This window comes from Reyranella sp. (assembly GCF_052439685.1).
In the GTDB taxonomy this organism is placed as follows: Bacteria; Pseudomonadota; Alphaproteobacteria; order Reyranellales; family Reyranellaceae; genus Reyranella.
Genome location: NZ_JBQVQG010000004.1, coordinates 248,218 through 269,104, shown reverse-complemented (window position 1 = coordinate 269,104; position 20,887 = coordinate 248,218). Strand labels below are relative to the sequence as shown.

Genomic DNA, 20,887 nt, shown 5'->3' with positions numbered 1-20,887 from the left:
CGACATAGTATACCGGATGCCGAGCCGCCTGCACGGCCGGTGGGGCGTCAATTTTCAAACTGAGACAGTGCCTGGTCCCGACCGCTCTTGGTGCCGGCGTGGTGCTTCCGCTTCTCTTCGTCCCACAAGGCGGCGGCCGTCCGGTAATGGCCCACGAATGCCTCATCGACCGGGAAGCGGGCCTTGATGAGCTCGGCGATCCTCGTGCCAGCAATGCCGGTGCGCTGATGGAATGTAGTCCCCCAGGCGATCCAGATAGCCCACACCCTCGCCTCTCCGTCAGACATGTCGGTCGGATCGCCCCCGCCTGACAATTCCAAGGAGGAGGATCGAGCCGACGTGAGCTTTCCGATGATGGTGTGCGCATCTTCGATCTCGAACAGCGCCTCAAACTGCTGGTCGTCGATTCCCCCCTCGTCCGGCCCGGCGCGCAGGAGCTTTTCGAGAAAGTCTGGCTGCAGCTTCTCGCGCGTCTCGGGGGTGGCCTGCTCTTTTCGCGGCTTGCCGGACGGCTTCACCTCCTGGACCTTCGGCGCCCTCGCGGGCGGATTGGCCTTCGCGCGGGTCTGGCTGCCGAGGCCCCAGTCCTTCGCCACTTCACTCGCCTTTGCCATGGTTGTTCTCCGTGTCGTGTAGAGGGGTTCGAGGTTCATTTTTGGCCCCGAAGCGCCGGAAGATGCTGCTTGGGATAGGTCTCGCTATGGATGCGCCTGACGATTTCCCGGTCCCAATCGCGCAGGTCGGCCAGCTTGAAGACGACCACGTCATGCTCCTCTCGCGCCTTCGCCAGCATCGCCCTGAGAGCGGATTCGCCCGTGGGCGCTTCTCCGACGACGCGGTCGAGGCTGCTGCGCATGCGGTCGCTGGCGTAGCGGTTCTTGGTGATAGGAGAGTAGATTGGACGCGCCACTACGCCACCGTCTCCGCCAGATCGGTCATGCCACCCTGCGTTGTTCGGCTTTTTCACATGAAACATTTTGTCGGCGCTCCGCTGCATGCAGTGCGAGGTGACACGGCCGGCAGAGGAAAATCACGAAAAGCGGCCGAGAATAGTCAGGGTGATGGCGCTCGGATTTGCCCTCCCCGCATTTCTGGCAGGGCTTTTGTTTCATGTGCCCTCGGATCACCGCCACGCGAGCTGTTGCGCGTGCAATGCCCTTCCGCCGCTCCTCTTCTGACGGCCCGTGTGTCTTTCGCCAGGTGCGGGTATAGGCGGCGTGACAGGCTCGGCAGAACCGCTGGCCTGTGCGGTTCCTCGGGCCGTCGCATCTCGAGCAGGTCTTCTCTGTCATGCTGCGCTCCGGAGCTTTTCCATCTCGGCATCGAATTTCGCCCGCCATGCCGCGAGCAAGTCCGTTGGGATCAAGGGATTGTTGCCCGCGCTGTCAGGGGGTAGGCCCCAACTTGAGTGCCAACGGCCTCTCAGCGGATCGGTGTGCGGCAGCCAGGGGCGATAGCTGTCCAAGCGTTCGGCCCACTTCGCGCTTTCGGGAAGCCGAGGGCGCGGCGGCCCGTCAGGGCTAGCCGACGCGCGCGCGGCGTCATCAATGGTCTTTCCATGAGAACAAGAATTATGTGGATGTGACTCTGACTGTGCATCGGTTTGCCTTTGGCTGGGCGATGGCCCTGCCATGGGTCTGCTATCCTTTTGCCATCTGTTTTCCGCCCCCTTCTTTCCGGCCGCGCTCTTCGCCTGCGTAAGCCGGGCCGCACGTTCGAGCTGGCCCTCGACGAACGTGTGCACCCACCGATCTTCGGTCACCTCGAAGAACGCTTCGTAGACGCGACGCTCCGCCTTCCACTCCTTCGGGGTGCAGCGAGCGATGATCGCCAGTTCGACATCGTCGTTGGGCAGCCACCCGCCATTCTTGAAAGCCGCCAGGATCAGCATGAGGTAACTGCCGTGGCGCTCGCGGGAGAGGTTGAGGGTGTTGGCAAGGTAGGTCCCGACGTAGAACGCCATCCACACGTCGGACTTCGGCGCGTCGGCCATCTACGCGGCCTCCTTCGGGCTGGTGACGTCGGCGAGCAGGCTGGCGTCACCCTTGATGCGACGCTCCGCGATGGCCGCGTATTCAGGGTTGAGCTCGATCAGGATGGCGTCGCGCTGCTGGCGATCGGCGACGAGGCCGGTGGTGCCGGCACCACCAAATGGATCAAGCACCACGCCGCCCTTGGGGCAGCCAGCCTTGATCAGCGGCTCAATCAGCTTCGGCGGGAAGGTCGCGAAATGGGCGTCTCGGAAGGGCTGCGGCGGAACATCTAGCGCGAGTGGTTCGCCGTTTTCGGCGGAGAGCAGTCCATAGGGACCGCCCAGGCTTTCGAAGAATAGGTCGGCGTTTCTGAAGTTGCGGTCACCCCGCGGCACTTCGTCAAGTCCACTTTGGTCGGAGCTTTCGTACTGGGCGTGGCGCGGCGGGACCGCGCGAAAGCGTCCGACTGCCTTCATGTTGCCGTTCGTTTTGCGGCCGCCGTTCGCCCTGGCGCTCCCCTCTTGCGCGTCCACATCTTGCGACAGGCGGCCAACGCTCGCCGGCGCCAGGAGACGACGCACGGCGTCGGCGTCGTAGGCATAGCGCGCCGCCCGTGTGAACATGAACACGTACTCGACGGCGCTGGCCGGCCGGTCCTTGATGCTCTCCGGCATGCCGTTGCGTTTCACCCAGGGCAAGATTGATCGCAACCACCAGCCATCGTCCTGCATCGCCAAAGCGAAGCGGAACGGCACCATGCAGAGGTCCTTGGGTTTCAGGCCGCCGACCGCATTGTTGATCGGTTTGTCGCGGAAGGTCCGGTCGTCGTTGCCGGTCGCCTTGGTGTCGGCCGCGCTGCGCCCGTTCACGTTGCCGGCATAGCTGTCGCCGTAATTGACCCAGCAGACGCCGTCCCTTCGAAGTACTCGCCGGATTTCTCGGAAGACGTCGACCATGGCGGCGACGTGCTCCTGGGGCGTCGGCTCGAGGCCGAGTTGGCCGGCAACGCCATAATCGCGAAGCGCCCAATACGGCGGCGACGTCACCACGCAGTTCACACTCTCGTCGGTCAGCGTCTTCAGCTGCTCGCGGACATCGCCCAGGAGGATGGTGACGGTCATGCCACTCTCCCGAACAGGTCGCGCTGTGTGGCTTCGTTCGATCGGCGCCGGGCGTTCTTGGCCCACTGCAGCAGGACCGGCGCGAACCAGGTCCCACGGCGCCGTCGGGCCTCAGCGAGGTAGACGCGGGCGGAGTGGCGATTGATGTCGCGTTCGGAGTTGAGGCGCCGCCTCATGCCGCCATGTCCAAATGGGCCGCACTCACCAGGGCGCGGCCCATCCTGATCGGCACGACGTTCCTAAAATGGAGTCGCTCATCGGCTCGGCTTGGGTGAAGTTGGACTTGGCGAATTGATATCCTGCAGAATTCTCGACCTGCGGATCGCCATATGTGTGGGGGAACTATATGGCCTGGGGCTTTCAACGTGGGCGCGTCTACAATCGGCGCGCGGACATCCATGGCCGCTTCGGCGGTCAGCAGCAGGGTGGCATTGTCACCCCGTCTCGGTTCGGCTTGGTGGTCATCATCACAGGCGAAGAGGGCCATCAGCATGGCTACGAGGATCGCTTCCGCCCCGATGGCACTTTCGAATATTTTGGCGAGGGCCAGGTGGGAGACATGACCCTCACGAGAGGGAACCTCGCGATTGCCGAGCACACCCGCGCTGGCAAGTCCCTTCTCCTCTTCCGTAAGGTGCGCGGCGGCGTTCAATTCGAGGGAGAAATGGTCTGCGAAGGGCTTTTCGCGAGACAAAGCCCAGACCGCACGGGGGAACTTCGTAAGGCCTTGGTTTTCGAGCTTCGGCCCCTCGAAGCTCTTGATGACGCCGACATGAGCGCGCGGGCCGGTACCGCCCCTTTGGAAGAACTCAGGGCCCGCGCCATCGCGGCCGCGACGACGACCGTTCAATCGTCCGTGGCAAAGCGGACGGTCTATGAGCGGAGCCAAGCGGTTCGGGAGTATGTCCTCGCCAGATCCGGCGGAAATTGCGAGGGGTGTGGTTGCCCCGCGCCGTTCAAGCGCCCGGACGGTACGCCATACATGGAGGCGCACCATCTGCTGCGACTGAGCGATGGCGGGCCGGACCATCCCCAGCACGTCATTGCTTTGTGTCCTACTTGCCACCGACGCGTTCACGCCGGCGATGACGGCTCCGACTACAATGCGAGGTTGACCATCCGCATTGGCAAAATCGAGCTCGACTGATCGCCAGCTGGTCATGGCGACCTCATCAGCGCGCCAGCGGCCACCACGATCTCGCGCAGCATGAAGGAGCTGGTGCGCCCGCCGCTGAATGAAAAAAGTCCGAAGCCTTCAATGAGGAACGGGTCGCGGGTCACGCTGCCGCCCTCGCCTGCTCCGCCGCCCACCGGTCCACCAAGACGAGGACACCTTGGATGGCTGGATCGAATCCGGCCTCGATCTTCGCGACGTTGCGATCGTCGGAAATCCGGCCCGCCGCGACGAGCAGGTCGAGGACAGGCTTGATCAGGTTATCGAGATCGGCGCCAGTTTCGGCGCGGCTGTAGACGATGCGCACGCGGATCGTCCCGGGCACGTGCCAGGACGGATGATTTCGCAGATCGCCGTGCGCGAGGCTCAGCCAGGCCTTGTAGGTTGCCGACTTGAAGCGGCCGCGCTTGCCATTCACGAAGGCGTTGTTGAGAGACGGCGGCGGGCTCGACAGTGTCAGCCGCCCGTCCCTCACGGCCGCGCCGTCGAGCGGCGTCGAGATGACCCGGTGAGCCGTCACGCCTGGGCGCCGTCTTGGGGCTGATCCGACTTGCATACTCTTCCCCGCTTCACGTCGTGCTTGAGGATCTCGGTAGCCAGGCGGGCGACCTCCGCCCGCCAGAACTGCTTGCGGCCGCGCTGGGCGTTCTGAGCAGCACGCAAGGCGGCGGCGTGTTGGTCACGAAGGCTTGGACGTCTCGCCATCGGGCTTCACCCGCCGAAGGAAGTGCGGAATCGTCAGGTCGTCATCGACGGCCGGCATCGCCTCTGCCGAGCTGACCGATGGGGTGGCGGGCGGGTGCCGGCTGCGCTCGTCTTCGCAGGTGCCTCCCGCCCGCGCCGGGGACTTGGCAACCCCCGGCTCTGAATGGGTGCCGGAATACTCCCCTTGCCCGATACTCACGTCCCCGCCACCGGCGGCAGAAGGTGGACAAGCATTGACGGCTTCCGCCGCAGGGGAGCTTGGTTCACTGGGCGCTCCGGCTCGCCCTTGAGGTTCCACCTCCTGAAAAGTCTCGGCCTGATAGGTGCCGAGGTCGTCCGCGACCATCTCGCGGGACAGTTCTGGGACAGATAAAGCCCTGTGAATGCTAGACTTTGACGCACCAGTGGCGGCCTCTGCTTGTCTCAGGGACAGCCCCTCGACGAGCACCAAGTGCACTGCCTCGCCAAGCGCATGGGCATAGACATCGCGCAGAGTGTCGCGTTCCGCCCGATCGGCGGCATCAAGCTCGCGCTCCTTCAGAAGCCATCGGATCGTAGGTGCGTCGTAGCCGACGCCCTTTGCCTCCGCGAAGACATCGCGCTCGTCCTGCCCGATCGCCTTTTTTTCCTCGCGCAATCTTTCGATCCGCTCGACAAAGCTCTTCAGGCGGCCCGCCGAAACAGGCCCACTCTTCACCGGCCTGCTCATGCGAACCACCACCTGAAGCGCTGCCAGAGGGAAGGCTTGGCGGCCTCGCGCTGGGCGCTCCAGTGAGCGGGCCAGTTGAGGCTCCCGTGCATGGATTCGCGCAGGGCGGCTTGTTCAGTCGCCATCCGTTCCGGGTCGATTGGGGTGCGCGCCTGCCGGGCCATCACTGATCCCCTTCGGCAACGATGCAGGCGCGTAGACGGGCAAGGCCGCGCAAAGCTTCATCGATGCGGGGAAGAACCTGCTGGCGCTCGGCCGCTGTGACCGACCCGTCGTGCACTGCATGCAGGAGGGCGGAGACCGCCTCGCCGTTTGCCTTGGCCTGGTCGGCGATCTCGACGAGCTCGGGCGTCCTGCAGCTCGCCTTGTCGACGACGGGTAGGTAGATCCCGCCCGCCCGGAAACACAGGAATTCCGCGGCGGCGGTCGAGGTCGGCGATGTCAGTGCGGCAACACGATCGAAGCTGATGTGCGATTCGCGCTCCATCGGATCAGCGAAGGCATATGCCCGTGTCTGGCTGATCTCGAGGCGGAACATCGCCTCCTTGATCCCGCCGATCTGATCGAACAGGGCTGAGACCGCGCCCTTGGTTGTCGTCACGTCGCGAGGCTTCATCGGATTGAAGGCGGCTACGCTGCCCATCAGATCCTCCCGGGAAAATGCATGGGCTGTTCCAGTCGCTGGCAATGCATGCGCGCCGCTAAACAACGTGCATGAACGAACTGAAGCGCGGCGGCAGCTGGAAGCGCCTGGGCGACGTCACCGCCGCAATTCTCCAGGCCAGCGCGACCGATAAAAGCGGGCCGATGAAGCGCGGGGCGGAGCCCCATCGGCCCTGTGCTGCGAGCAATGGCGTTGGGGGAACTCGCAGCAGTCTGGTGATCGACGAGAACGCGAACGCCGTGCATCCCCGCTCGGCGATCGCGCGCGGGCCACGCCACCCCACAGTTCAAGGCGTGGCCCGCGTCCCCCCGGTTGTACGATGATGGATAGGTCATGCCGTCAGCACCTGCAGGGTGGCTCTGCGACCGAGTACCGGGATGAGCTTCCGATAGATTTTGTGCTGGTCGGGCGTCATTTCACGCACGCGCAGCGGCATGGGCGAGCGGCGCCAATCCTCAGGCACATACGGCCGGAGGCGCTCGCAACTCACGCCGATGATGGCGGATGCCTTCGTGAAGGAAATGCCGGCCAGCATCAGGCCGAACACGGCGCCGCAGTGGCCTTTGGTGACGCGAGACGGAGCGCCCATCTAGACCCTCCCTGCCGAGAGATAGACGGCACGCGCCTGCGTCCGGTCATCGTCCGCCATCTGGCGCATCAGGTCGGCCATGAGCGCCAGCGCGGTCTTGGTCCCGGTTTTGTCCCGCAGGCGCCTCGCCGACTGCTGCAGGTCGTCCAGCGGATCGCGGCGGTCGCCCGGCATGCGCAGGATCTCGATGGATCGCGCCTGACGGGCCCGACGCTCGACGAAGCCCCGCTCCTCCAGGCCGCCGATAAGACGATAGACGCCGGACTTCGAATGAAGCCCGATCCCCACCGCCATCTGGTCGTAGCTGGGCGCCGCGCCACGATGCTCGGTCATGTAAGCCTGGATGAACTCCAGCAGCTTGAGTTGCTGAGACGTCAGCATCTAAGCGTCCTTCCGCGGATCGGAGACCTACGAAGAGCAAGGCCAGTTTCTCCACGAGGCGCGGGCGGCCATTGCTCTCATCTGGCTGCTGCATCTCCAGACCCACGAGAGTGCGAAGCGCACGCCTTTCGACTTCGTGCCGTGGTGCGACTGGAAGGCGAAGACCCGGGCGGACTGGCTGGCGCGTCGCCGCTACCTCTGGGCGGGCTTCCTCAAGGCCGTGCGAGCCTATCAGGTAGAGCGAGCCAAGATCGATGCTCCGGCCTTCGCGAGGGCTGCGTGATGGACGCCATTTGCACCCGCGATCCCAACAGGATCCTCCTCCGTACGAGCATCGGCGACATTCAGGCTTGGGGCGCACCGTCCTCCGACGTGTCGGTGGTGCTGTCGGTCTACGCGAACGTCGCACACGCTGACACGCAGACCGCCTACATCAGCCAGAACCTCAACATGAGCGCTGCAGAGGCTCGGCGTTTGGCGGCCACGCTCGTCGAAGCTGCCGATCACGCCGACAAGGTCCGCACTGACGCAGCAGCGAGGGCTGCGTGATGCCCGCCACAACCCACAAGGTCGACACCTGCCTCGGCATCGGCGACCCGGACCTCGGCGCCGAGGTCGATCTGCGCATCACCTACACGTTCCTGAAAGGCGCGCCCGAGCAGGGACCGACCTACGCCAGCGGAGGACAGCCCGCCGATCCCGACGAGATCGAGTTCGTATCGTGCGTCTATGTCGATGCCGCAGGCAAGGAAAGCTCGCCATCCGGGGCCTATGCCGACCTGGAGCAGTCGGCGCTCGACGCCATCGCCGAGGCATGGCTGCGGGGCGACGAAGGCCAGGCGCAGGCCACCGAGCAGGCCATGGACGATTGGGCCGCCCGCGCGGACGAGGCTGAAGAGGCGCGCGCCGAGTCGCGGCGGGCCTACTGATGATCTGGGACGCCCTTTGGGATGTCGTCTCGGTCTCCCTCACCATGATCGTCCTGCCACTTGGTCTGCAGGGCTTCTTCTCAATGCTGATTGGAGAGTGAGCGATGGCACTGGATGCTGAGAAGGCGAGCCAGATGCTCGACCGGCTGGAGCAGGCGGTCGTCGACTACGAGCGCGCGACGGGCGCGTACGTCGCTGGCGCCAGGCGCGAGAAGGCGGAGGCCAGGCAGGCGTTGCTTGAAGCGCTGTTGCCTCCCGGAGCGCCGGCGTGACCGCCCCCGATCCCACCATCCTCGTCGCCGCGATCAAACTCGCCGAGGAAGGTCTGCAGACATTCCGTGGCATCGACGACCCGGAGATCAAACGGGAGGTCGAGCTTAACGAGGCGATCCTGGCAGCGGCGAAGGCGTATCAGCCGATGCGGGAGGCGCTGGAGAAGGCCGAACGTTCGCTCGTAACCGCATGCCGCGCCGGCTTGGCGGACGGCGATTTCGACGAACAGGAAATCGCCGACATGGTGAACGCGAACCCGACGATTATCGCCGTGCGCGCCGCCCTCAACCCGGCAGGCCCGGCATGAGCCGCCGCCGCAACGCAACCGCACTTACAGGAGGGCCTGATGCCTGACACCAATCTTGAGATCGAGTTCACGCAGGCGCCGCCGCCAGCGGCCATGTCTGAGGGCGGCTCGGCAATCCGCGACCTGATCGCGCGCGCGGTGATCGATCCCAGCATCGATCTCGACAGGGTCGAGCGCCTGGCTGCCCTGGACGAGCGCATGCAGTCTCGGCAGGCCCGGCTCGCCTTCGATGCTGCGATGGAGGCGACGCAGAAGGAGATGGGGCCCGTCCGCGCCGATGCGACCAATCCCGAGACGCAGAGCAAGTACGCCTCCTATGGCGCGCTCGATGATGCCATCCGGCCGATCTATCAGCGGCACGGCTTCTCGCTGAGCTTCGCCACGGGCGAGCGTGCGCCGGAAGATCATGTGCGCGTCACCTGCCGCGTGGCCCACTGCAGCGGACACCGGGAGCATCCCTTCCTCGACATGCCGATCGACGGGCGCGACGCCAAAGACGTCGACGTCATGACGTGGACCCACGCCACAGGCTCCGCCCTCACCTATGCCAAGCGCTACCTGCTCGGCATGATTTTCAACATCGTTGTCAGCTACGACGACGATGGCAATGCCGCCTCGGCCGGTAAGGCGGGCGGTGGCACCGAATTCCGGCCCGAGCGTCGTGGTGGCGGCAACTGGGTCGAGGAGTCTCGTCGCGACGGGACCCTGAACCAAGACCGCCCGAAGGGGCAGCTCGCGGCGCCTGCCGCTGCTCCCGCACCTGCGGAAAGCCCTGCCACCGCACGCGGCCGTAAGTTCGTCGACAACGCCATCGCACTGTTCGCCCTGCCCGGCCAGACCGTCGAGGCCCTGTCTACGTGGTGGGACGAGAACGAGAAGGTGAACCCGGGCGCGAAGGTTTCGCCACTCGCCTGGCTCGAGAGCGAGGCGCCGGCCGAATACGCCCGCCTGGTCGCGGCCTTCGAAGAAGCCAAGGAAACCGCAACAGCGAGGGAACGGTCATGAGCATTTCACAGGTACCCGCCGACAAGCGGGACACGATCGGCGGCAACCTGCCGCCGCTGTCGGAGCGGCTGGCGATCGACCACGCCGACCTCGCGCAGAAGGCGGCGGACGTTCTCGCCCTGGAAGCCTTGCCGCCCATCATGGTCGATGAGGATCTTGCCCTGTACTCCGAGCGTGCCAAGGCATTGAAGGATGTCGCCGGCGCGATCGAGAAGGCACGGAAGACCGCCAAGGACCAGGTCAACAAGGATGGCCGGACGATCGAGGACTTCTTCAAAGGCCTCGCCGGTCCCGTGACGGCCGCTGCCGACGCGATCGTGGGCGAGATCAACGCCCGCCAGCTCAAGCGGCTACAGGAACAGCGCAAGGCCGAGGCCGAGGCTGCCGCCGCCCGGCGCCAGGAAGAGCAGAAAGCGAAGGAAGCCGCGCTCGCCCTGGGGCAAGACGATGAGCCGGCCACTGCTCCGCCCCCTCCTCCGCCGCCGGTCGCCGCGAAGGAAGTTGCGCGCGTCGTCTCCTCGGCGGGCCGCGTGACAGCCAGCGCTACGATCAAGTGGGCGCACGAGATCGTCGACGCCAGCCTTCTGCCGCGCGACCTGCTGATGCCGAACCCGGCCGCCATCAAGGCCCGCGTCGAAGCCTTCAAGGCCAACGGCACGAAGATCGAGGAAGCCAATATCCCTGGCGTCCGCATCTACGAAGACCTGAAGACCGCGATCAGGTGATGGGTGTCGCCGTTCCTCTCCCTAAGCGAACGCTCTCGCAGAACGCCATCTTTCACGCGCTCTGCGGCGACATTGCGAAGTCCGGGAAGGAATGGGCCGGCTGCCAGCGGACAGCCAAGGAGTGGAAGACATTGCTGATCTCGGCACATGCGACGGCAACCGGCTTAGAGGCTGACGTAGTCATCGGCCTCGAAGGAGAGATGGTCGAGATCCGGGAATCGTCGGCCAGCATGTCCGTGGAGCGCAGCACCAGCCTGATCGAATACACGATCGCCTGGGCCGTGATGAACGGGATCAAGATCAGGGATCCACGATGAAGCGGCGAGAGTTCTCCAAGCCAGTCCGCGCTGAGATCGTCCACCGCGCCACGAACGAGCGCGGCCGTCTTTGCTGCGAGGGCTGCGGCCTGGTCCTTGGGCGGAAGCCCTGGCACATCGACCACACCATCCCCGAAGCCCTGTTCCTCGATAAGAGCCGCCCGCTGATAGCGGACGACGGCAAGCTTCTCGGTTGGGACTGCTGCCACAAGCCGAAGACGAAGATCGACAAGGGATGCATCGCGAAGAACGTCCGGCGGAGCCACAAGGACCGCGGCATCCGTGATCGATCGACCTTTCCCAAACCGCCGCCGGGCTACCGCTACAGCTGGAAGGTCGGACGCGTCATCAAGGAGGCGACATAGTGGAAGAGCATCCCGTCCGGCAGGACATCGACTACATCGTGATCGAGCATGGCACCGAGGGCTTGGTCGAGGTCGGCGCCCGCTATCCCGAATCGTACCGCGTCGGCTACGACGGCGTGACCCGCATCGAGGCCTGCACGAAGTCCGGCATGCACGCCAACATCCCGTATGTCCGGGTCTGGCGCGGCGATGTCGCGGTCGGCGAGTGGTGCCAGCACCAGATCGTCGGCGTGTATTTCAAGGCGCCGGCATGACGACGCTCGCCGCCCCGGTGGCTTTGGCCATCCCGCAGGTCGTTCGTCACAAGCCGACGGGCGATCTGTTGATCACGGTCGAGCGGTACGACGCCAACCAGTATCACGGCAGCGGCTACCGATGCTCGCCCATCGACAATCGCTATTCATCGCGCGGATTTCCCGACGACGAGTTGGAGTCGGCCCCGCCGCGCAAGCCGGGCGCGTTCGACTACCGGACCGAGATCGTGCCGCGCGCTCAAGGCGCTCTGCCGTGGGAGCATGTCGAGCCGGTCAATCTCGCGAAGACGCTGTCGAACGTCGCCGCGTGCGCGGGCTGGGCCGCCTATCCCGGCATCGCGTGGGTGACCAAGCCCGGCGAAGCGCGCGCCGACTGGGCTCGCATCTTCCTGCACACGACACAGGGTGGCGGCTACACCGGACAAGCTCACGCCCTTGTCTGGGAGCGCGGGCCGAGTCGCAAGCCTTCGCATCTTATCGATGCGGTCGTGAAGGCTGCGAGCCGGGCCGTCCACGACCGCAAGGCGCCTCGGGGCGATCTCGCCGCAGCCGTCCTCGCGATGGAGGACGTGCCCTACCACCAACTCGAGTCGGCGATGCCGAGCGCGTGGCTGCTATCGATCTGCAAGCACGAGGTCGTCGATACCAGCACGCCGCAGGGACGTATGCGCGGATGGCGGCCGGCCCACTGCTCGAAGTGCGGCATCAATCTATCCGTCGACAGCAGCGATTGAAGGACGAGCCGACCGATGACCGACGCGACCCGCTACCCTCTATCTTGGCCGACCGGCTGGAAGCGTTCTCCCGTGGGAGGCCGGCGGCCAGCCACTTTCCGGAAACACGGCAAATGGCTCACCGTGACGCAAGGCTTTGAACGGTTGGTCTCGGAACTTGATCGTCTGGGCGCCAAAGACCGGCTTGTCTCGTGCAACGTCGAGCGCGGCGCGCGCGGCGCCCCGTTGTCTGGCCGTCCGGAGCCGGCGGATCGCGGGGTGGCGGCCTACTTCACCCTCAAGGGCAAGCCGCGCGTGCTGGCCTGCGACACGTTCACGACGGTTGCCGACAACATGGCCGCCATTGCCGCGCACATTGAGTGCATCCGAGGCATCGACCGCTACGGCGTCGGCACCCTCGACCAAGCCTTCGCTGGCTACGACGCGCTTCCGCCTCCGGGTGCGGTCGCCAAGATCCCGTGGCGCAAGGTGTTCGGCCTCGACGAAGCGGTGACACCCAACCGCGGCGAGCTCGACCGGCTCTATCGCCAGATGGCCCAACAGTTCCATCCCGACCTGCAGGGCGGCAGCCACGAAGCCATGGCGATGCTCAACACGGCGCGCGACGAAGCACTGAAGGAGATCGGGTGATGGCCGACAATTCATCCATCGAATGGACCGACGCCACTTGGAATCCTGTGCGGGGGTGCACGCGGATTTCGGCGGGGTGCGGCGGGCCGAATCGGCAGGGCGGCTGCTATGCCGAGCAGATCGCCGCGCGCTTTCCCGGGCCCGGCCAGCCGTTCGAGGGCTTCGCCGAGCGCACGACGCAGGGCGGGCGCTGGACTGGCAAGATGGCGCTGGTCGACGACATGCTCACCCTGCCGCTGCGCTGGAAGAAGCCGCGCCGGATCTTCGTCAACAGCATGTCCGACCTGTTCCACGAGAACCTGCCGGACGAGGCGATCGACAAGGTGTTCGCCGTCATGGCCCTGGTGCCGCAGCACACGCTTCAGGTGCTGACGAAGCGCGCAAAGCGGATGCGGACCTACCTAACGACCGATCGGCGCTTTCAGATTTGCGGCGAGATTGACCGGATGTTTCCCATGCGCACCGAGAGGTCGCGTCTCGCGCGCGACCGCATCGCCCGCGTGACTGCGCCAGGCATGATGGCTCCCCTAGAGAATGTGCATCTCGGTGTTTCGACGGAAGACCAGCCGCGCGCCGACGAGCGCATCCCGCACCTTTACCATACGCCTGCTGCGAAGAGGTTCATCTCGGCGGAGCCACTGCTGGGGCCAATCGATCTGATGGAGGTGATCCCAAACCCGCTCATCTGGAGCCCGGTCCACGGCATCACGCGCTCGCTCGACTGGGTCATCGTCGGCGGTGAATCCGGCCCGCGCGCCCGGCCGGCGCATCCCGACTGGTTTCGCACCTTGAGGGACCAGTGCGCAGCGGCCGGCGTGCCGTTCTTTTTCAAGCAATGGGGCGAGTGGGTCTCCGTTAGCGAAGTCGAGGGCGCGGGGCGTCATCACTCTTTCGAGGATGGCGCCACGGTGCGGCGGGTTGGCAAGACGCGCGCCGGCGCACTGCTTGATGGCTGCGAGCATCGCGGGTTCCCCGCATGATCGCCGGCCCCTGGAAAGACCGCGACGAGCTCGATGCGTGGTGGGCCGCCAACGTCATCGCCCTCAACCGCCCCTCCGTCACGGACCCGCGCGAATACGAGCGCGTCGTCCATGCCATCGAGAAGTTCAACGCGGAGAATCCGAGATGACCGATCGACCGATATTGTTCAGCGCGCCGATGGTGAAATCACTGCTCGACGGCAGGAAGACTCAGACGAGGAGGATCATTAACCTCCCCGGCGTCGCGAATGTCGTCGAATTCGTGCATGTCGGCACTGACAGCCGCACCGGCGTGCCGGTCTTTGAGATGAAGGATGCCGCAGGCAGACATCTGACGCGCCCTACCGGAAAAGGAAGCGTGAGCCCGCATTATTCGCCTCGCTTCGCCAAGGGAGACCGCCTCTACGTCCGCGAGACGTGGAGCGCCGAGCACCTGTGGAGCGGCGTCAAGCCAAGCGAAATCCCGTGCGGTCCGATCTGGTATTGGGCTGACGGTGAGCCTCGCGAGGGCGACTGGACCAAACCGAAGGTCGCCATCCACATGCCGCGCTGGGCCTCGCGCCTGACGCTCACCGTGACGGACATGCGGGTGCAGCGGCTGCAGGAGATCAGCGAGGCGGACGCTCTGGCCGAGGGTGTGACGGCTCCCTTCTCGGAAGGATATTTCCGCACCAGCTATCGCGATCTGTGGAACGTCATCAACGGCGCCGGCGCGTGGGACGCGAACCCGTGGATCGTGGCGGTTTCGTTCTCCGTCGAGCGCCGGAACATCGACGCAGCGAGGGCGGCATGAGCGCCTTACTTTCCCGCCAGCACCTTCGCCAGTTTGGCCCGCACGCCGGCGACCGTCAGGGTCGGACCGTCGGCAACATCAGCATACGTGCGGTAGAGGTCTGGACGCTCCACCCGAAGCATCACGTCCTCGCCCAGCCAGAACGAGCCCTGCCCCAGGTGCACCAGCACTTGGCAGAGGAGATCGGTTTCCCATGGCCCAAGCGGCTTATCTCTCTCGCCAACCGTTACGAGGAAGCGCTCCATGCGCTGGGCGAGGTTCCGGCGGGCGGTGGCTTCCCGAGTGAGATTTTCCATCTGCGGGACATAGCATGAGCGCGCACCGCCCCGCCCTTCACTTCGTCGGCTTCCGCGGCGACGAGTACATCAGCGCGCGCCGCGTCTGGGGCGAGCCGGACTTCTTCCACCTCGGATGGGACCTCCGGGCGCAGCGCGAGATCGCACCGGGCGACGTCGTCGTGTTCGCCAAGGGGCCTGCCGACCAGGCGCCGCAGGTGCGGTCGTTTCCGGACGCCATCGAGCCATGACGGTGCAACAGCCCCTCTCGCCAGGACGCGAACTGCGGCGCTCGTCGCAGCCTCGCCGCGGCCTGTCGCGGGAAGAGGCTGCTGTCTACATCGGGGTTAGCGTCAGGAAGTTCGACGAGATGGTCGGCGACGGCCGCATGCCTCGCGCCAAGGTCATAGACGCCCGCCGGGTCTGGGATACCCAGAAACTCGACCTTGCCTTCGACGCCCTTCCGACGGACGGTGAGGAGGTCTCCAACCCATGGGACTGAGGCGGGGCGGCTTGAAGTTCAACATCCCCTACGTCGTGGCCGACACAGACCGGCACGGCAACGTGCGGCTCTACTATTGGCGCAAGGGTCGCCCGAAGATCCGGCTGCGCGCCGAGCCCGGCTCTGTCGCCTTTGCGGCGGAGGTCGAGGCGGCCAAAACAGCGAGCGACGCCGCTGCTCCGAAGTCCGCGCGGGAGATTGCGCCGGCATCGTTCCGTGCGCTCTGCCTAGACTATTTCGCCAGCGCGAATTTCCGCATGCTGGACAAGAAGACCCAGCGCCAGAACCGCCTCATCCTTGAGGATATCAGCCGATCGAAGACGCCGAAGACCGGACAGGAGCGCGGCGCCCTGCCCTACGCCCTGCTGGAGCCCCGGCACGTCGAGGAGATCCGCGACGAAAAGCTCGAGCTGCCCGGCGCTGCCAACAATCGCGTGAAGGCGCTGCGGCGGCTGTTCAAATGGGCACAGGGAGCGAAGAAGCCGGGGGCGAAAAATCCCGCGGCCGAGGTGGCTTATCTCAAGATGCACGGTGACGGCTTCGAGACCTGGACGGCCGCACACATCGAGCGCTTCGAGGAAGCCCACCCAGTGGGCACGCAGGCCCGGCTATGCCTCGCCCTGTTGCTCTACACAGGCGTCCGTCGGTCGGACGTCGTGAAGCTCGGCCCCCAGCATGAGCGCGACGGATGGCTGCACTTCACCGAAACCAAAGGCAGCCGGAAGGCCGGCGCCGTGCCGAAAAAGCGCGACATCCCAATCATCGAGCCGCTACGCGAGGTGCTCGACGCCAGCCAGGCAATCATCGGACCTTTCGCATATCTCGTGACGGAACGCGGCGTGCCATTCACCGCGAACGGCTTTGGCAACAAGTTCCAAGATTGGGTGAAGGCGGCGGGCCTACCGGTCGGGCTGGCCGCTCATGGACTGCGGAAAGCGGCAGCGACACATGCGGCCGACAACGGTGCGACCGATCGTCAGCTCATGGCGCTGTTTGGCTGGGAAACCGAGAAGGAAGCCAACCGCTACACGAAGCGGGCGAATCGCAAGAAATTGGCGGGTCACGCAGCGCCGTTACTGGGCTTCAAGCGGTGAAGTACGTCATCGAGGACCGGGATCGGCACGGGAACCTGAGACGGTATTACTGGCGGAAAGGTCTGCCCAAGGTGCGACTGCGTGAAACGCCCGGCACGCCCGAATTCGCCGCTGAAGTCGCTGCCGCCGCTGCCATAGCCATTGCCGCCACGCCGATCAGCCGGCCTCCTGGTCACTACGTCTACATCATCCACGCGCATGGCTCCGGCCGGGTCAAATTGGGATCAGCAACAACGCAGAGCGGCGCCTCGCCTATCTCCAGGTCGGCAGCGGATCAATCTTGCGGCTGGCGCGGCTCTATCGCGTCCGCAGCGTCGATGAGGCAAGACAGGTAGAAAGCGCCACCCACAGACATCTGGCACGGTGGCGCACGTCGGGGGAGTGGTTTCGGGTTCGCCTGGATCATGCGGCCACAGCGGTGCAGGGGCTAGCATCGGAGATCGGAATTAAGATCGACGACATGCTGATACATCGGGCCCGAAAGTACGAAAAGCTCCCACCGGTTCGAGACGGTGGGAGCTTTTCGAACAAAACCTCCAGCTAAATCAATGACTTAGCGAGGGGGTTGGTAGCTGGGGGCGGACTTGAACCGCCGACCCCGGCATTATGAGTGCCGTGCTCTAACCAGCTGAGCTACCCAGCCATGGGTGGGCGCTTTTATGCGGCGGGGCCGCGATCTGTCAAGAAAGGCGCGGCTAGGGTCTGGCGTTCCCGCTGCCAGCACGGGTCGCGAACGCAGGTGGGACCGCAATACGCTTAAATCCGGTCACCCTGCCATTTTCGAACGTCGCCCAATACTCGCCTCCCAAAGCGTATTGTTCCTCCGTTACCGGCGGAGCCCCCCACAGCCGTCGCACGTGCTGAGATGACGCGCCAACGGCCACTATGTCAGGCGGGACGGAATGCGAGATCGATGTGTCAGTCGCGAAGGTGGCGTCAATGAGAGCGCGATCCGTGCCGGGCACATGCTCCGTCCTCGCGACAGAGGTGACCTTATCGTCACTGAAGCAGACTTTCTGCCTGACGTTGCCTGCCGGGTACATCCAGCATGTCTTCACGCTCGGCCCCATGATGGCGTCGACCTGCTGGCGAGACATGCCAATCACCACACGGTCGGCATTTCGCTTGTCTTTTGGCTCCTCCGACAAGGGGACGAAGACCACATCGGAGCTGGCATCCACGGAACGGACGCGAGGTGAACAGGCGGCCAGCAAAATGCCGATGACGGCAAGCATGTAGTACTGCGACCGCATCGGATCTCGCTGCCTCTCCTCAGTATTCCATCTGCTCGATCGCATCGACGAGCTTCTGCACATTCGCCGCGTAAAGCCCGGCCGAGCCCAGATTGTTGACCTCGATCACGTGGAGTTCACGTTTGGGCCCCACGCTGATGTCCAAAGCATAGGCCCGTTGCGGCTGCCAGGGATGAGCGGCAATCGTCTCCGCGAAGGCGACGACATCCGCATCGCTGTGGTTCTCGTAGATGACCCTCTGACCGCGCTTGTAGAGGGAGTTGGTGACCACCCGGCCGCCGACGATCCAGAACCGATGCTCCTCGACGATCTCTCTCAACGGGCCGATGACGATGTGCGTATCGGGCAGGATGGAGGACTCGACCTCCGGATCGTCCCATAGCGACCTCACCTGGGCGTGCCATTCCAGGAATTCGTCCCGCCTCGTAGGCCCGGCCTTCCAGAGCTTGTTGTCCTCGGCGGGCCGGCAAAAGAACCGCTCAGGCAGGAAGGACAGCGGCACGTCGGCGAAGCGCCACACCGAAGCCGCGGCGTTCAGCATCGCGTCGCCCCAATGGCGGACATAGGCGAGATGGTCGTGTTCCACCTCCAACAACCCTGGAACCCAGCCCTTGCGTCTGGCTTCGTACCGGATTGCGTAGGCCCCGATCACGATGACATTCCCGACCAGGTTCGCTTCCGGCACGAGTTTCCAGTCATCGCCCAGGTCATGGAAGCTGTGCGGGATCCCCAGCCGGGGCAAACGCTCGGCGAGTTCGCGAACGCCTGGCTCGCTCAGCATCGCGTTCTGGATGATCCAGTGCATGGCCGGCGGTTCAGGCCCCGACCGGGGCGCCGTCCATGCCCTCCCCGGGTTCTCCCAGAAAGCGCAGGATGGTCGGCGCGATGTCGACCAGGCTTGTCGTGCGGCCGGTCTCGCCCTGGCCGAATGCGGGATGGATGAAGGTCAGGAACGGCCGGGTCTCGGCCGGTCCCAAGCCGCCATGATGCCCGCAGCCGATTTCCGGCATGCCCTCGCCGTCCTCGACCAGCCAGCGCGTGCCGGGGACGCCATGGTCGTTGTTCTCGTCGTGGCGCGTCGTGTCCACGGCGGCCACCAGCGCATCGGCCGTCAGACCGGTCGCGGCCAGCGCCTCGCCGGTCAGGATCGAGCCGGCCCACGGTTCCTGGAGCATCTTCGGCAGCAGGTCTTCGACGGCCGCCCTCGCCGCGCCCGTCGCATAGATCAGCGCCGACGTGCCCTGCGACGCGATCCCGATGCGGCCTTCCCTCAACTCTGCCTCGAGGCCCTTTTTAGCCAGCCAGTTGCCGATATGGATGGAGCGGCCGATCGTTTCGTGGCCGTGGTCAGACCCGACCGCAAGCAACGTGTCGAACCGGTCCTCATGCGCCTCCACCGTCTCGATGACCTGTGCCACCAGCCGGTCTGTGACCTCCAGCGCATGGATGTGCGCAGGCGAGCCCAGCGGGTCGTGATGCAGGGTGAGATCGGGATTGGCGAGCCACAGGATGGCCAGCCTGAAATCCGAAGACGGCACGACCTCGGCGCAGAAGCGCCGCACCATCTCGATGTCACCGTCGAGATCGTGACTCACGTCGAGATGGGCCGCGCCGGTGAGCGAGGTGCCGCCGGGGCCGAACGAGCCGGCCCGATGAAGCACCGTGCCGAAATGGTCGGGGTCGAGGAAATAGGCCGCGCCGGGCGAGACGTTCGAATAGGCGATCTGGCCGCCCGACTTCGCCAGCCGCTCGGCCATCGTGGGAACCCGAAGGGTGCGGCCGGTCACACGGCGCATCGTCTGCCGGAAGGACGGCGCGCCGACATTGTGCACGGTGATCCGCTCGTCCTCGACCAGCGCCATCTGGTTGCCTTCGAGGCCATGCCGGCCGGGAAAGCAGCCCGTCGCAATCGAGGCGGCGGAGACGCGCGTGACCGAGGGAAAGACCGCTCGATGATCGTCGGCGCGAAAATGGCCGGCCAGCAGCCGCGCCAGGGTCGGCGTACGAGCCTCGCTGACCCATTCGGCGCCGAGGCCGTCGCACACGATCAGGATCGCCCTACGGGGCCGGGAAGCGTTCATCAGACCATGATAGACCATGCCCGGCCCCGGGGAATCGTCATTCCGGCTGGATGCCTGCCTGCGAAACGATGCGGTCGCTCTTGGCCACCTCGTCGCGCACGAACTGGCGGAACTGTTCGGCCGTCGAGCCGACCGGCACCGCGCCCTGCTCGCGCAAGGCGCTCTGGACGTCGGCGGCGGTGAGCGCGCCCACGAGACCGACCCGCAGCCTGTCGACGACCTCCTGGGGCGTTCCCTTTGGCACGGCGACACCGACCCACGTGTTGAACTCGTAGCCGGCAAAGCCCAGCTCGGCCATGGTCGGTACGTCCGGCAGTGCCTCGGACCTGACAGAGGAGGTCACGGCGAGCGCGCGCAGCTTGCCCGAACGAACCAACGGCACGGCGGGCGGCACACTGCTCACGGCCATGTTGATGTGCCCGCCCACGGCATCCTGCACCAGCGGCCCCGAGCCCTTGTAGGGGATGTGCAGGAACCGGGCCTTCGCCATGCTCGACAGGAGTTCGGCCGCGAGATGCTGCGGGCTGCCGCTGCCGATCGAGCCGTAGCTGACGGTGTCGGGCTTAGCCTTCGCCATCTCGATCAGCTCCTGCAGCGACTGCGAGGTCGTCGCCGGTGCCACGAAGACCAGGGGGAAGGTCGCCACCAGCGTCACCGGCTCGAAGTCGGTGCGCGGGTCGTAGGTCATGTTCTTGAACAGGCTGGCGTTGATCGCCATCTCGCTCGCCGCGCCGAACAGCACCGTGTAGCCGTCGGCCGGCGCCTTCGCGACGCTCGCGGCCCCGATCATGCCGGTGGCCCCGGGCTTGTTCTCGATGACCACCGTCTGGCCGAGTACGTCCGACAGGCGTGCCGCCATGACGCGCCCGGTGATGTCGGTGCCGCCGCCCGGCGGATAGGGGATGATCAACTTGACCGGCTTGGCGGGATAGGTGTCCGCGCGCACCGAGGAAGGGGCCGCCGCCGAGAAAGCCAGAAGGAGTGCCGCGAGGGAATCGCGACGCGAGAAGGGACGCTGGGTGAGTTCGCTCGTCATGCCCGGCCTTATCCGGGC

Annotated in this window: 36 protein-coding genes and 1 tRNA gene; 20 read left to right on the top strand and 17 right to left on the bottom strand. The window is 65.5% G+C overall.

The features are described from left to right. Positions 1-47: 47 nt before the first annotated feature. The 5 genes from ACT6UX_RS08380 to ACT6UX_RS08360 form a co-directional block, all read right to left on the bottom strand. Positions 48-614 carry a hypothetical protein gene (locus ACT6UX_RS08380; protein ID WP_444774687.1) on the bottom strand — a complete coding sequence of 189 codons (567 nt, stop codon included), beginning with the start codon at positions 612-614 and terminating at the stop codon, positions 48-50. Between the two features lie 35 nt (positions 615-649). After that, entirely contained in the window at positions 650-976 is a 327-nt protein-coding gene (locus ACT6UX_RS08375) for a hypothetical protein (protein WP_444774686.1), read from the bottom strand. Between the two features lie 312 nt (positions 977-1,288). Next, positions 1,289-1,993 carry a YdaU family protein gene (locus ACT6UX_RS08370; protein WP_444774685.1) on the bottom strand — a complete coding sequence of 235 codons (705 nt, stop codon included), beginning with the start codon at positions 1,991-1,993 and terminating at the stop codon, positions 1,289-1,291. Then, positions 1,994-3,094, bottom strand: a complete 1,101-nt coding sequence (locus ACT6UX_RS08365; RefSeq protein WP_444774684.1) for a DNA-methyltransferase — start codon at positions 3,092-3,094, stop codon at positions 1,994-1,996. Beyond that, on the bottom strand, positions 3,091-3,270 hold the full coding sequence (locus ACT6UX_RS08360; protein ID WP_444774683.1) for a hypothetical protein: 180 nt from the start codon (positions 3,268-3,270) through the stop codon (positions 3,091-3,093). Before ACT6UX_RS08360 ends, ACT6UX_RS08365 begins: the two co-directional genes overlap by 4 nt. A 170-nt stretch (positions 3,271-3,440) precedes the next feature. Here ACT6UX_RS08360 and ACT6UX_RS08355 point away from each other — a divergent pair, with 170 nt between their 5' ends. Then, complete coding sequence (locus ACT6UX_RS08355; protein WP_444774682.1) at positions 3,441-4,241, top strand: HNH endonuclease; 801 nt, start codon at positions 3,441-3,443, stop codon at positions 4,239-4,241. An 11-nt stretch (positions 4,242-4,252) separates the two neighbouring features. On the opposite strand, the gene ACT6UX_RS08350 is transcribed toward ACT6UX_RS08355, so the two are convergent. The 4 genes from ACT6UX_RS08350 to ACT6UX_RS08335 all read right to left on the bottom strand — a co-directional run bounded on the left by ACT6UX_RS08350 (position 4,253) and on the right by ACT6UX_RS08335 (position 6,298). Next, on the bottom strand, positions 4,253-4,375 hold the full coding sequence (locus ACT6UX_RS08350; RefSeq protein WP_444774681.1) for a hypothetical protein: 123 nt from the start codon (positions 4,373-4,375) through the stop codon (positions 4,253-4,255). After that, on the bottom strand, positions 4,372-4,788 hold the full coding sequence (locus tag ACT6UX_RS08345) for a RusA family crossover junction endodeoxyribonuclease (RefSeq protein ID WP_444774680.1): 417 nt from the start codon (positions 4,786-4,788) through the stop codon (positions 4,372-4,374). The genes ACT6UX_RS08350 and ACT6UX_RS08345 overlap by 4 nt, the downstream gene beginning before the upstream one ends. A gap of 159 nt (positions 4,789-4,947) precedes the next feature. Beyond that, complete coding sequence (locus ACT6UX_RS08340) at positions 4,948-5,682, bottom strand: DUF2312 domain-containing protein (protein ID WP_444774679.1); 735 nt, start codon at positions 5,680-5,682, stop codon at positions 4,948-4,950. A gap of 163 nt (positions 5,683-5,845) precedes the next feature. After that, complete coding sequence (locus ACT6UX_RS08335; protein ID WP_444774678.1) at positions 5,846-6,298, bottom strand: hypothetical protein; 453 nt, start codon at positions 6,296-6,298, stop codon at positions 5,846-5,848. 98 nt (positions 6,299-6,396) lie between these two features. Between ACT6UX_RS08335 and ACT6UX_RS08330 the strand changes: the two genes are divergently transcribed. Continuing rightward, positions 6,397-6,669: a hypothetical protein gene (locus ACT6UX_RS08330; RefSeq protein WP_444774677.1), complete on the top strand. Its 273-nt coding sequence runs from the start codon at positions 6,397-6,399 to the stop codon at positions 6,667-6,669. Between the two features lie 8 nt (positions 6,670-6,677). On the opposite strand, the gene ACT6UX_RS08325 is transcribed toward ACT6UX_RS08330, so the two are convergent. Further along, positions 6,678-6,935: a hypothetical protein gene (locus ACT6UX_RS08325; protein WP_444774676.1), complete on the bottom strand. Its 258-nt coding sequence runs from the start codon at positions 6,933-6,935 to the stop codon at positions 6,678-6,680. After that, positions 6,936-7,316 carry a LexA family protein gene (locus tag ACT6UX_RS08320; protein ID WP_444774675.1) on the bottom strand — a complete coding sequence of 127 codons (381 nt, stop codon included), beginning with the start codon at positions 7,314-7,316 and terminating at the stop codon, positions 6,936-6,938. A 279-nt stretch (positions 7,317-7,595) separates the two neighbouring features. Between ACT6UX_RS08320 and ACT6UX_RS08315 the strand changes: the two genes are divergently transcribed. From ACT6UX_RS08315 to ACT6UX_RS08250, 14 genes are all read left to right on the top strand, one after another. Then, entirely contained in the window at positions 7,596-7,865 is a 270-nt protein-coding gene (locus ACT6UX_RS08315) for a hypothetical protein (RefSeq protein WP_444774674.1), read from the top strand. Further along, complete coding sequence (locus tag ACT6UX_RS08310; RefSeq protein WP_444774673.1) at positions 7,865-8,245, top strand: hypothetical protein; 381 nt, start codon at positions 7,865-7,867, stop codon at positions 8,243-8,245. Before ACT6UX_RS08315 ends, ACT6UX_RS08310 begins: the two co-directional genes overlap by 1 nt. A gap of 104 nt (positions 8,246-8,349) precedes the next feature. Beyond that, positions 8,350-8,517, top strand: coding sequence for a hypothetical protein (locus tag ACT6UX_RS08305; protein WP_444774672.1), 168 nt, complete (start codon positions 8,350-8,352; stop codon positions 8,515-8,517). Next, positions 8,514-8,825, top strand: coding sequence for a hypothetical protein (locus ACT6UX_RS08300; protein ID WP_444774671.1), 312 nt, complete (start codon positions 8,514-8,516; stop codon positions 8,823-8,825). The genes ACT6UX_RS08305 and ACT6UX_RS08300 overlap by 4 nt, the downstream gene beginning before the upstream one ends. Before the next feature lie 39 nt (positions 8,826-8,864). Then, positions 8,865-9,830 (top strand): ERF family protein, encoded by a 966-nt coding sequence (locus tag ACT6UX_RS08295; protein ID WP_444774670.1) that lies wholly within the window; start codon positions 8,865-8,867, stop codon positions 9,828-9,830. Continuing rightward, positions 9,827-10,555 (top strand): hypothetical protein, encoded by a 729-nt coding sequence (locus ACT6UX_RS08290; RefSeq protein ID WP_444774669.1) that lies wholly within the window; start codon positions 9,827-9,829, stop codon positions 10,553-10,555. Before ACT6UX_RS08295 ends, ACT6UX_RS08290 begins: the two co-directional genes overlap by 4 nt. Then, positions 10,555-10,872 carry a recombination protein NinB gene (locus tag ACT6UX_RS08285; protein WP_444774668.1) on the top strand — a complete coding sequence of 106 codons (318 nt, stop codon included), beginning with the start codon at positions 10,555-10,557 and terminating at the stop codon, positions 10,870-10,872. The genes ACT6UX_RS08290 and ACT6UX_RS08285 overlap by 1 nt, the downstream gene beginning before the upstream one ends. Then, the gene (locus tag ACT6UX_RS08280; RefSeq protein ID WP_444774667.1) at positions 10,869-11,237 is read left to right on the top strand and encodes a hypothetical protein; all 369 of its coding nucleotides are present in this window, start codon (positions 10,869-10,871) and stop codon (positions 11,235-11,237) included. The genes ACT6UX_RS08285 and ACT6UX_RS08280 overlap by 4 nt, the downstream gene beginning before the upstream one ends. Beyond that, the gene (locus ACT6UX_RS08275) at positions 11,237-11,491 is read left to right on the top strand and encodes a hypothetical protein (protein ID WP_444774666.1); all 255 of its coding nucleotides are present in this window, start codon (positions 11,237-11,239) and stop codon (positions 11,489-11,491) included. Before ACT6UX_RS08280 ends, ACT6UX_RS08275 begins: the two co-directional genes overlap by 1 nt. Next, positions 11,488-12,225, top strand: a complete 738-nt coding sequence (locus ACT6UX_RS08270) for a hypothetical protein (protein WP_444774665.1) — start codon at positions 11,488-11,490, stop codon at positions 12,223-12,225. Before ACT6UX_RS08275 ends, ACT6UX_RS08270 begins: the two co-directional genes overlap by 4 nt. 15 nt (positions 12,226-12,240) lie before the next feature. Next, positions 12,241-12,855: a J domain-containing protein gene (locus ACT6UX_RS08265; RefSeq protein ID WP_444774664.1), complete on the top strand. Its 615-nt coding sequence runs from the start codon at positions 12,241-12,243 to the stop codon at positions 12,853-12,855. Then, positions 12,855-13,835, top strand: coding sequence for a DUF5131 family protein (locus ACT6UX_RS08260; RefSeq protein ID WP_444774663.1), 981 nt, complete (start codon positions 12,855-12,857; stop codon positions 13,833-13,835). The genes ACT6UX_RS08265 and ACT6UX_RS08260 overlap by 1 nt, the downstream gene beginning before the upstream one ends. Beyond that, positions 13,832-13,984, top strand: a complete 153-nt coding sequence (locus ACT6UX_RS08255; RefSeq protein WP_444774662.1) for a hypothetical protein — start codon at positions 13,832-13,834, stop codon at positions 13,982-13,984. The genes ACT6UX_RS08260 and ACT6UX_RS08255 overlap by 4 nt, the downstream gene beginning before the upstream one ends. Beyond that, positions 13,981-14,628, top strand: a complete 648-nt coding sequence (locus ACT6UX_RS08250) for a hypothetical protein (protein WP_444774661.1) — start codon at positions 13,981-13,983, stop codon at positions 14,626-14,628. The genes ACT6UX_RS08255 and ACT6UX_RS08250 overlap by 4 nt, the downstream gene beginning before the upstream one ends. 5 nt (positions 14,629-14,633) lie before the next feature. Here the strand turns inward: ACT6UX_RS08250 and ACT6UX_RS08245 are convergent, their stop codons facing one another. After that, positions 14,634-14,924, bottom strand: coding sequence for a hypothetical protein (locus ACT6UX_RS08245; protein WP_444774660.1), 291 nt, complete (start codon positions 14,922-14,924; stop codon positions 14,634-14,636). A gap of 14 nt (positions 14,925-14,938) precedes the next feature. Between ACT6UX_RS08245 and ACT6UX_RS08240 the strand changes: the two genes are divergently transcribed. The 4 genes from ACT6UX_RS08240 to ACT6UX_RS08225 all read left to right on the top strand — a co-directional run bounded on the left by ACT6UX_RS08240 (position 14,939) and on the right by ACT6UX_RS08225 (position 17,043). Next, on the top strand, positions 14,939-15,154 hold the full coding sequence (locus tag ACT6UX_RS08240; RefSeq protein WP_444774659.1) for a hypothetical protein: 216 nt from the start codon (positions 14,939-14,941) through the stop codon (positions 15,152-15,154). Then, positions 15,151-15,405 (top strand): XRE family transcriptional regulator, encoded by a 255-nt coding sequence (locus ACT6UX_RS08235; RefSeq protein ID WP_444774658.1) that lies wholly within the window; start codon positions 15,151-15,153, stop codon positions 15,403-15,405. Before ACT6UX_RS08240 ends, ACT6UX_RS08235 begins: the two co-directional genes overlap by 4 nt. Before the next feature lie 257 nt (positions 15,406-15,662). After that, positions 15,663-16,499 carry a tyrosine-type recombinase/integrase gene (locus tag ACT6UX_RS08230; RefSeq protein WP_444774657.1) on the top strand — a complete coding sequence of 279 codons (837 nt, stop codon included), beginning with the start codon at positions 15,663-15,665 and terminating at the stop codon, positions 16,497-16,499. Between the two features lie 217 nt (positions 16,500-16,716). Then, entirely contained in the window at positions 16,717-17,043 is a 327-nt protein-coding gene (locus ACT6UX_RS08225; protein WP_444774713.1) for a GIY-YIG nuclease family protein, read from the top strand. A 22-nt stretch (positions 17,044-17,065) separates the two neighbouring features. Here ACT6UX_RS08225 and ACT6UX_RS08220 read toward each other — a convergent pair. The 5 genes from ACT6UX_RS08220 to ACT6UX_RS08200 form a co-directional block, all read right to left on the bottom strand. After that, positions 17,066-17,142: transfer RNA gene (locus ACT6UX_RS08220), tRNA-Met, on the bottom strand. A 52-nt stretch (positions 17,143-17,194) separates the two neighbouring features. Further along, positions 17,195-17,734, bottom strand: a complete 540-nt coding sequence (locus tag ACT6UX_RS08215) for a hypothetical protein (RefSeq protein WP_444774656.1) — start codon at positions 17,732-17,734, stop codon at positions 17,195-17,197. 37 nt (positions 17,735-17,771) lie between these two features. Next, the gene (locus ACT6UX_RS08210) at positions 17,772-18,557 is read right to left on the bottom strand and encodes an ATP-grasp domain-containing protein (protein WP_444774655.1); all 786 of its coding nucleotides are present in this window, start codon (positions 18,555-18,557) and stop codon (positions 17,772-17,774) included. A 10-nt stretch (positions 18,558-18,567) separates the two neighbouring features. Beyond that, positions 18,568-19,833, bottom strand: a complete 1,266-nt coding sequence (locus ACT6UX_RS08205; protein ID WP_444774654.1) for an alkaline phosphatase family protein — start codon at positions 19,831-19,833, stop codon at positions 18,568-18,570. A 37-nt stretch (positions 19,834-19,870) separates the two neighbouring features. Further along, on the bottom strand, positions 19,871-20,869 hold the full coding sequence (locus ACT6UX_RS08200; RefSeq protein WP_444774653.1) for a Bug family tripartite tricarboxylate transporter substrate binding protein: 999 nt from the start codon (positions 20,867-20,869) through the stop codon (positions 19,871-19,873). Positions 20,870-20,887 lie beyond the last annotated feature (18 nt).

Bases quoted from the DNA above. Each gene is read 5' to 3' on its own strand.
- ACT6UX_RS08380 (WP_444774687.1), bottom strand. From the start codon at position 614: ATGGCAAAGGCGAGTGAAGTGGCGAAGGACTGGGGCCTCGGCAGCCAG.
- ACT6UX_RS08375 (WP_444774686.1), bottom strand. From the start codon at position 976: ATGTTTCATGTGAAAAAGCCGAACAACGCAGGGTGGCATGACCGATCT.
- ACT6UX_RS08370 (WP_444774685.1), bottom strand. From the start codon at position 1,993: ATGGCCGACGCGCCGAAGTCCGACGTGTGGATGGCGTTCTACGTCGGG.
- ACT6UX_RS08365 (WP_444774684.1), bottom strand. From the start codon at position 3,094: ATGACCGTCACCATCCTCCTGGGCGATGTCCGCGAGCAGCTGAAGACG.
- ACT6UX_RS08360 (WP_444774683.1), bottom strand. From the start codon at position 3,270: ATGAGGCGGCGCCTCAACTCCGAACGCGACATCAATCGCCACTCCGCC.
- ACT6UX_RS08355 (WP_444774682.1), top strand. From the start codon at position 3,441: ATGGCCTGGGGCTTTCAACGTGGGCGCGTCTACAATCGGCGCGCGGAC.
- ACT6UX_RS08340 (WP_444774679.1), bottom strand. From the start codon at position 5,682: ATGAGCAGGCCGGTGAAGAGTGGGCCTGTTTCGGCGGGCCGCCTGAAG.
- ACT6UX_RS08335 (WP_444774678.1), bottom strand. From the start codon at position 6,298: ATGAAGCCTCGCGACGTGACGACAACCAAGGGCGCGGTCTCAGCCCTG.
- ACT6UX_RS08330 (WP_444774677.1), top strand. From the start codon at position 6,397: ATGAACGAACTGAAGCGCGGCGGCAGCTGGAAGCGCCTGGGCGACGTC.
- ACT6UX_RS08325 (WP_444774676.1), bottom strand. From the start codon at position 6,935: ATGGGCGCTCCGTCTCGCGTCACCAAAGGCCACTGCGGCGCCGTGTTC.
- ACT6UX_RS08320 (WP_444774675.1), bottom strand. From the start codon at position 7,316: ATGCTGACGTCTCAGCAACTCAAGCTGCTGGAGTTCATCCAGGCTTAC.
- ACT6UX_RS08310 (WP_444774673.1), top strand. From the start codon at position 7,865: ATGCCCGCCACAACCCACAAGGTCGACACCTGCCTCGGCATCGGCGAC.
- ACT6UX_RS08305 (WP_444774672.1), top strand. From the start codon at position 8,350: ATGGCACTGGATGCTGAGAAGGCGAGCCAGATGCTCGACCGGCTGGAG.
- ACT6UX_RS08295 (WP_444774670.1), top strand. From the start codon at position 8,865: ATGCCTGACACCAATCTTGAGATCGAGTTCACGCAGGCGCCGCCGCCA.
- ACT6UX_RS08290 (WP_444774669.1), top strand. From the start codon at position 9,827: ATGAGCATTTCACAGGTACCCGCCGACAAGCGGGACACGATCGGCGGC.
- ACT6UX_RS08285 (WP_444774668.1), top strand. From the start codon at position 10,555: ATGGGTGTCGCCGTTCCTCTCCCTAAGCGAACGCTCTCGCAGAACGCC.
- ACT6UX_RS08280 (WP_444774667.1), top strand. From the start codon at position 10,869: ATGAAGCGGCGAGAGTTCTCCAAGCCAGTCCGCGCTGAGATCGTCCAC.
- ACT6UX_RS08270 (WP_444774665.1), top strand. From the start codon at position 11,488: ATGACGACGCTCGCCGCCCCGGTGGCTTTGGCCATCCCGCAGGTCGTT.
- ACT6UX_RS08265 (WP_444774664.1), top strand. From the start codon at position 12,241: ATGACCGACGCGACCCGCTACCCTCTATCTTGGCCGACCGGCTGGAAG.
- ACT6UX_RS08260 (WP_444774663.1), top strand. From the start codon at position 12,855: ATGGCCGACAATTCATCCATCGAATGGACCGACGCCACTTGGAATCCT.
- ACT6UX_RS08255 (WP_444774662.1), top strand. From the start codon at position 13,832: ATGATCGCCGGCCCCTGGAAAGACCGCGACGAGCTCGATGCGTGGTGG.
- ACT6UX_RS08250 (WP_444774661.1), top strand. From the start codon at position 13,981: ATGACCGATCGACCGATATTGTTCAGCGCGCCGATGGTGAAATCACTG.
- ACT6UX_RS08245 (WP_444774660.1), bottom strand. From the start codon at position 14,924: ATGGAAAATCTCACTCGGGAAGCCACCGCCCGCCGGAACCTCGCCCAG.
- ACT6UX_RS08240 (WP_444774659.1), top strand. From the start codon at position 14,939: ATGAGCGCGCACCGCCCCGCCCTTCACTTCGTCGGCTTCCGCGGCGAC.
- ACT6UX_RS08235 (WP_444774658.1), top strand. From the start codon at position 15,151: ATGACGGTGCAACAGCCCCTCTCGCCAGGACGCGAACTGCGGCGCTCG.
- ACT6UX_RS08230 (WP_444774657.1), top strand. From the start codon at position 15,663: ATGCTGGACAAGAAGACCCAGCGCCAGAACCGCCTCATCCTTGAGGAT.
- ACT6UX_RS08215 (WP_444774656.1), bottom strand. From the start codon at position 17,734: ATGCTTGCCGTCATCGGCATTTTGCTGGCCGCCTGTTCACCTCGCGTC.
- ACT6UX_RS08210 (WP_444774655.1), bottom strand. From the start codon at position 18,557: ATGCACTGGATCATCCAGAACGCGATGCTGAGCGAGCCAGGCGTTCGC.
- ACT6UX_RS08205 (WP_444774654.1), bottom strand. From the start codon at position 19,833: ATGAACGCTTCCCGGCCCCGTAGGGCGATCCTGATCGTGTGCGACGGC.
- ACT6UX_RS08200 (WP_444774653.1), bottom strand. From the start codon at position 20,869: ATGACGAGCGAACTCACCCAGCGTCCCTTCTCGCGTCGCGATTCCCTC.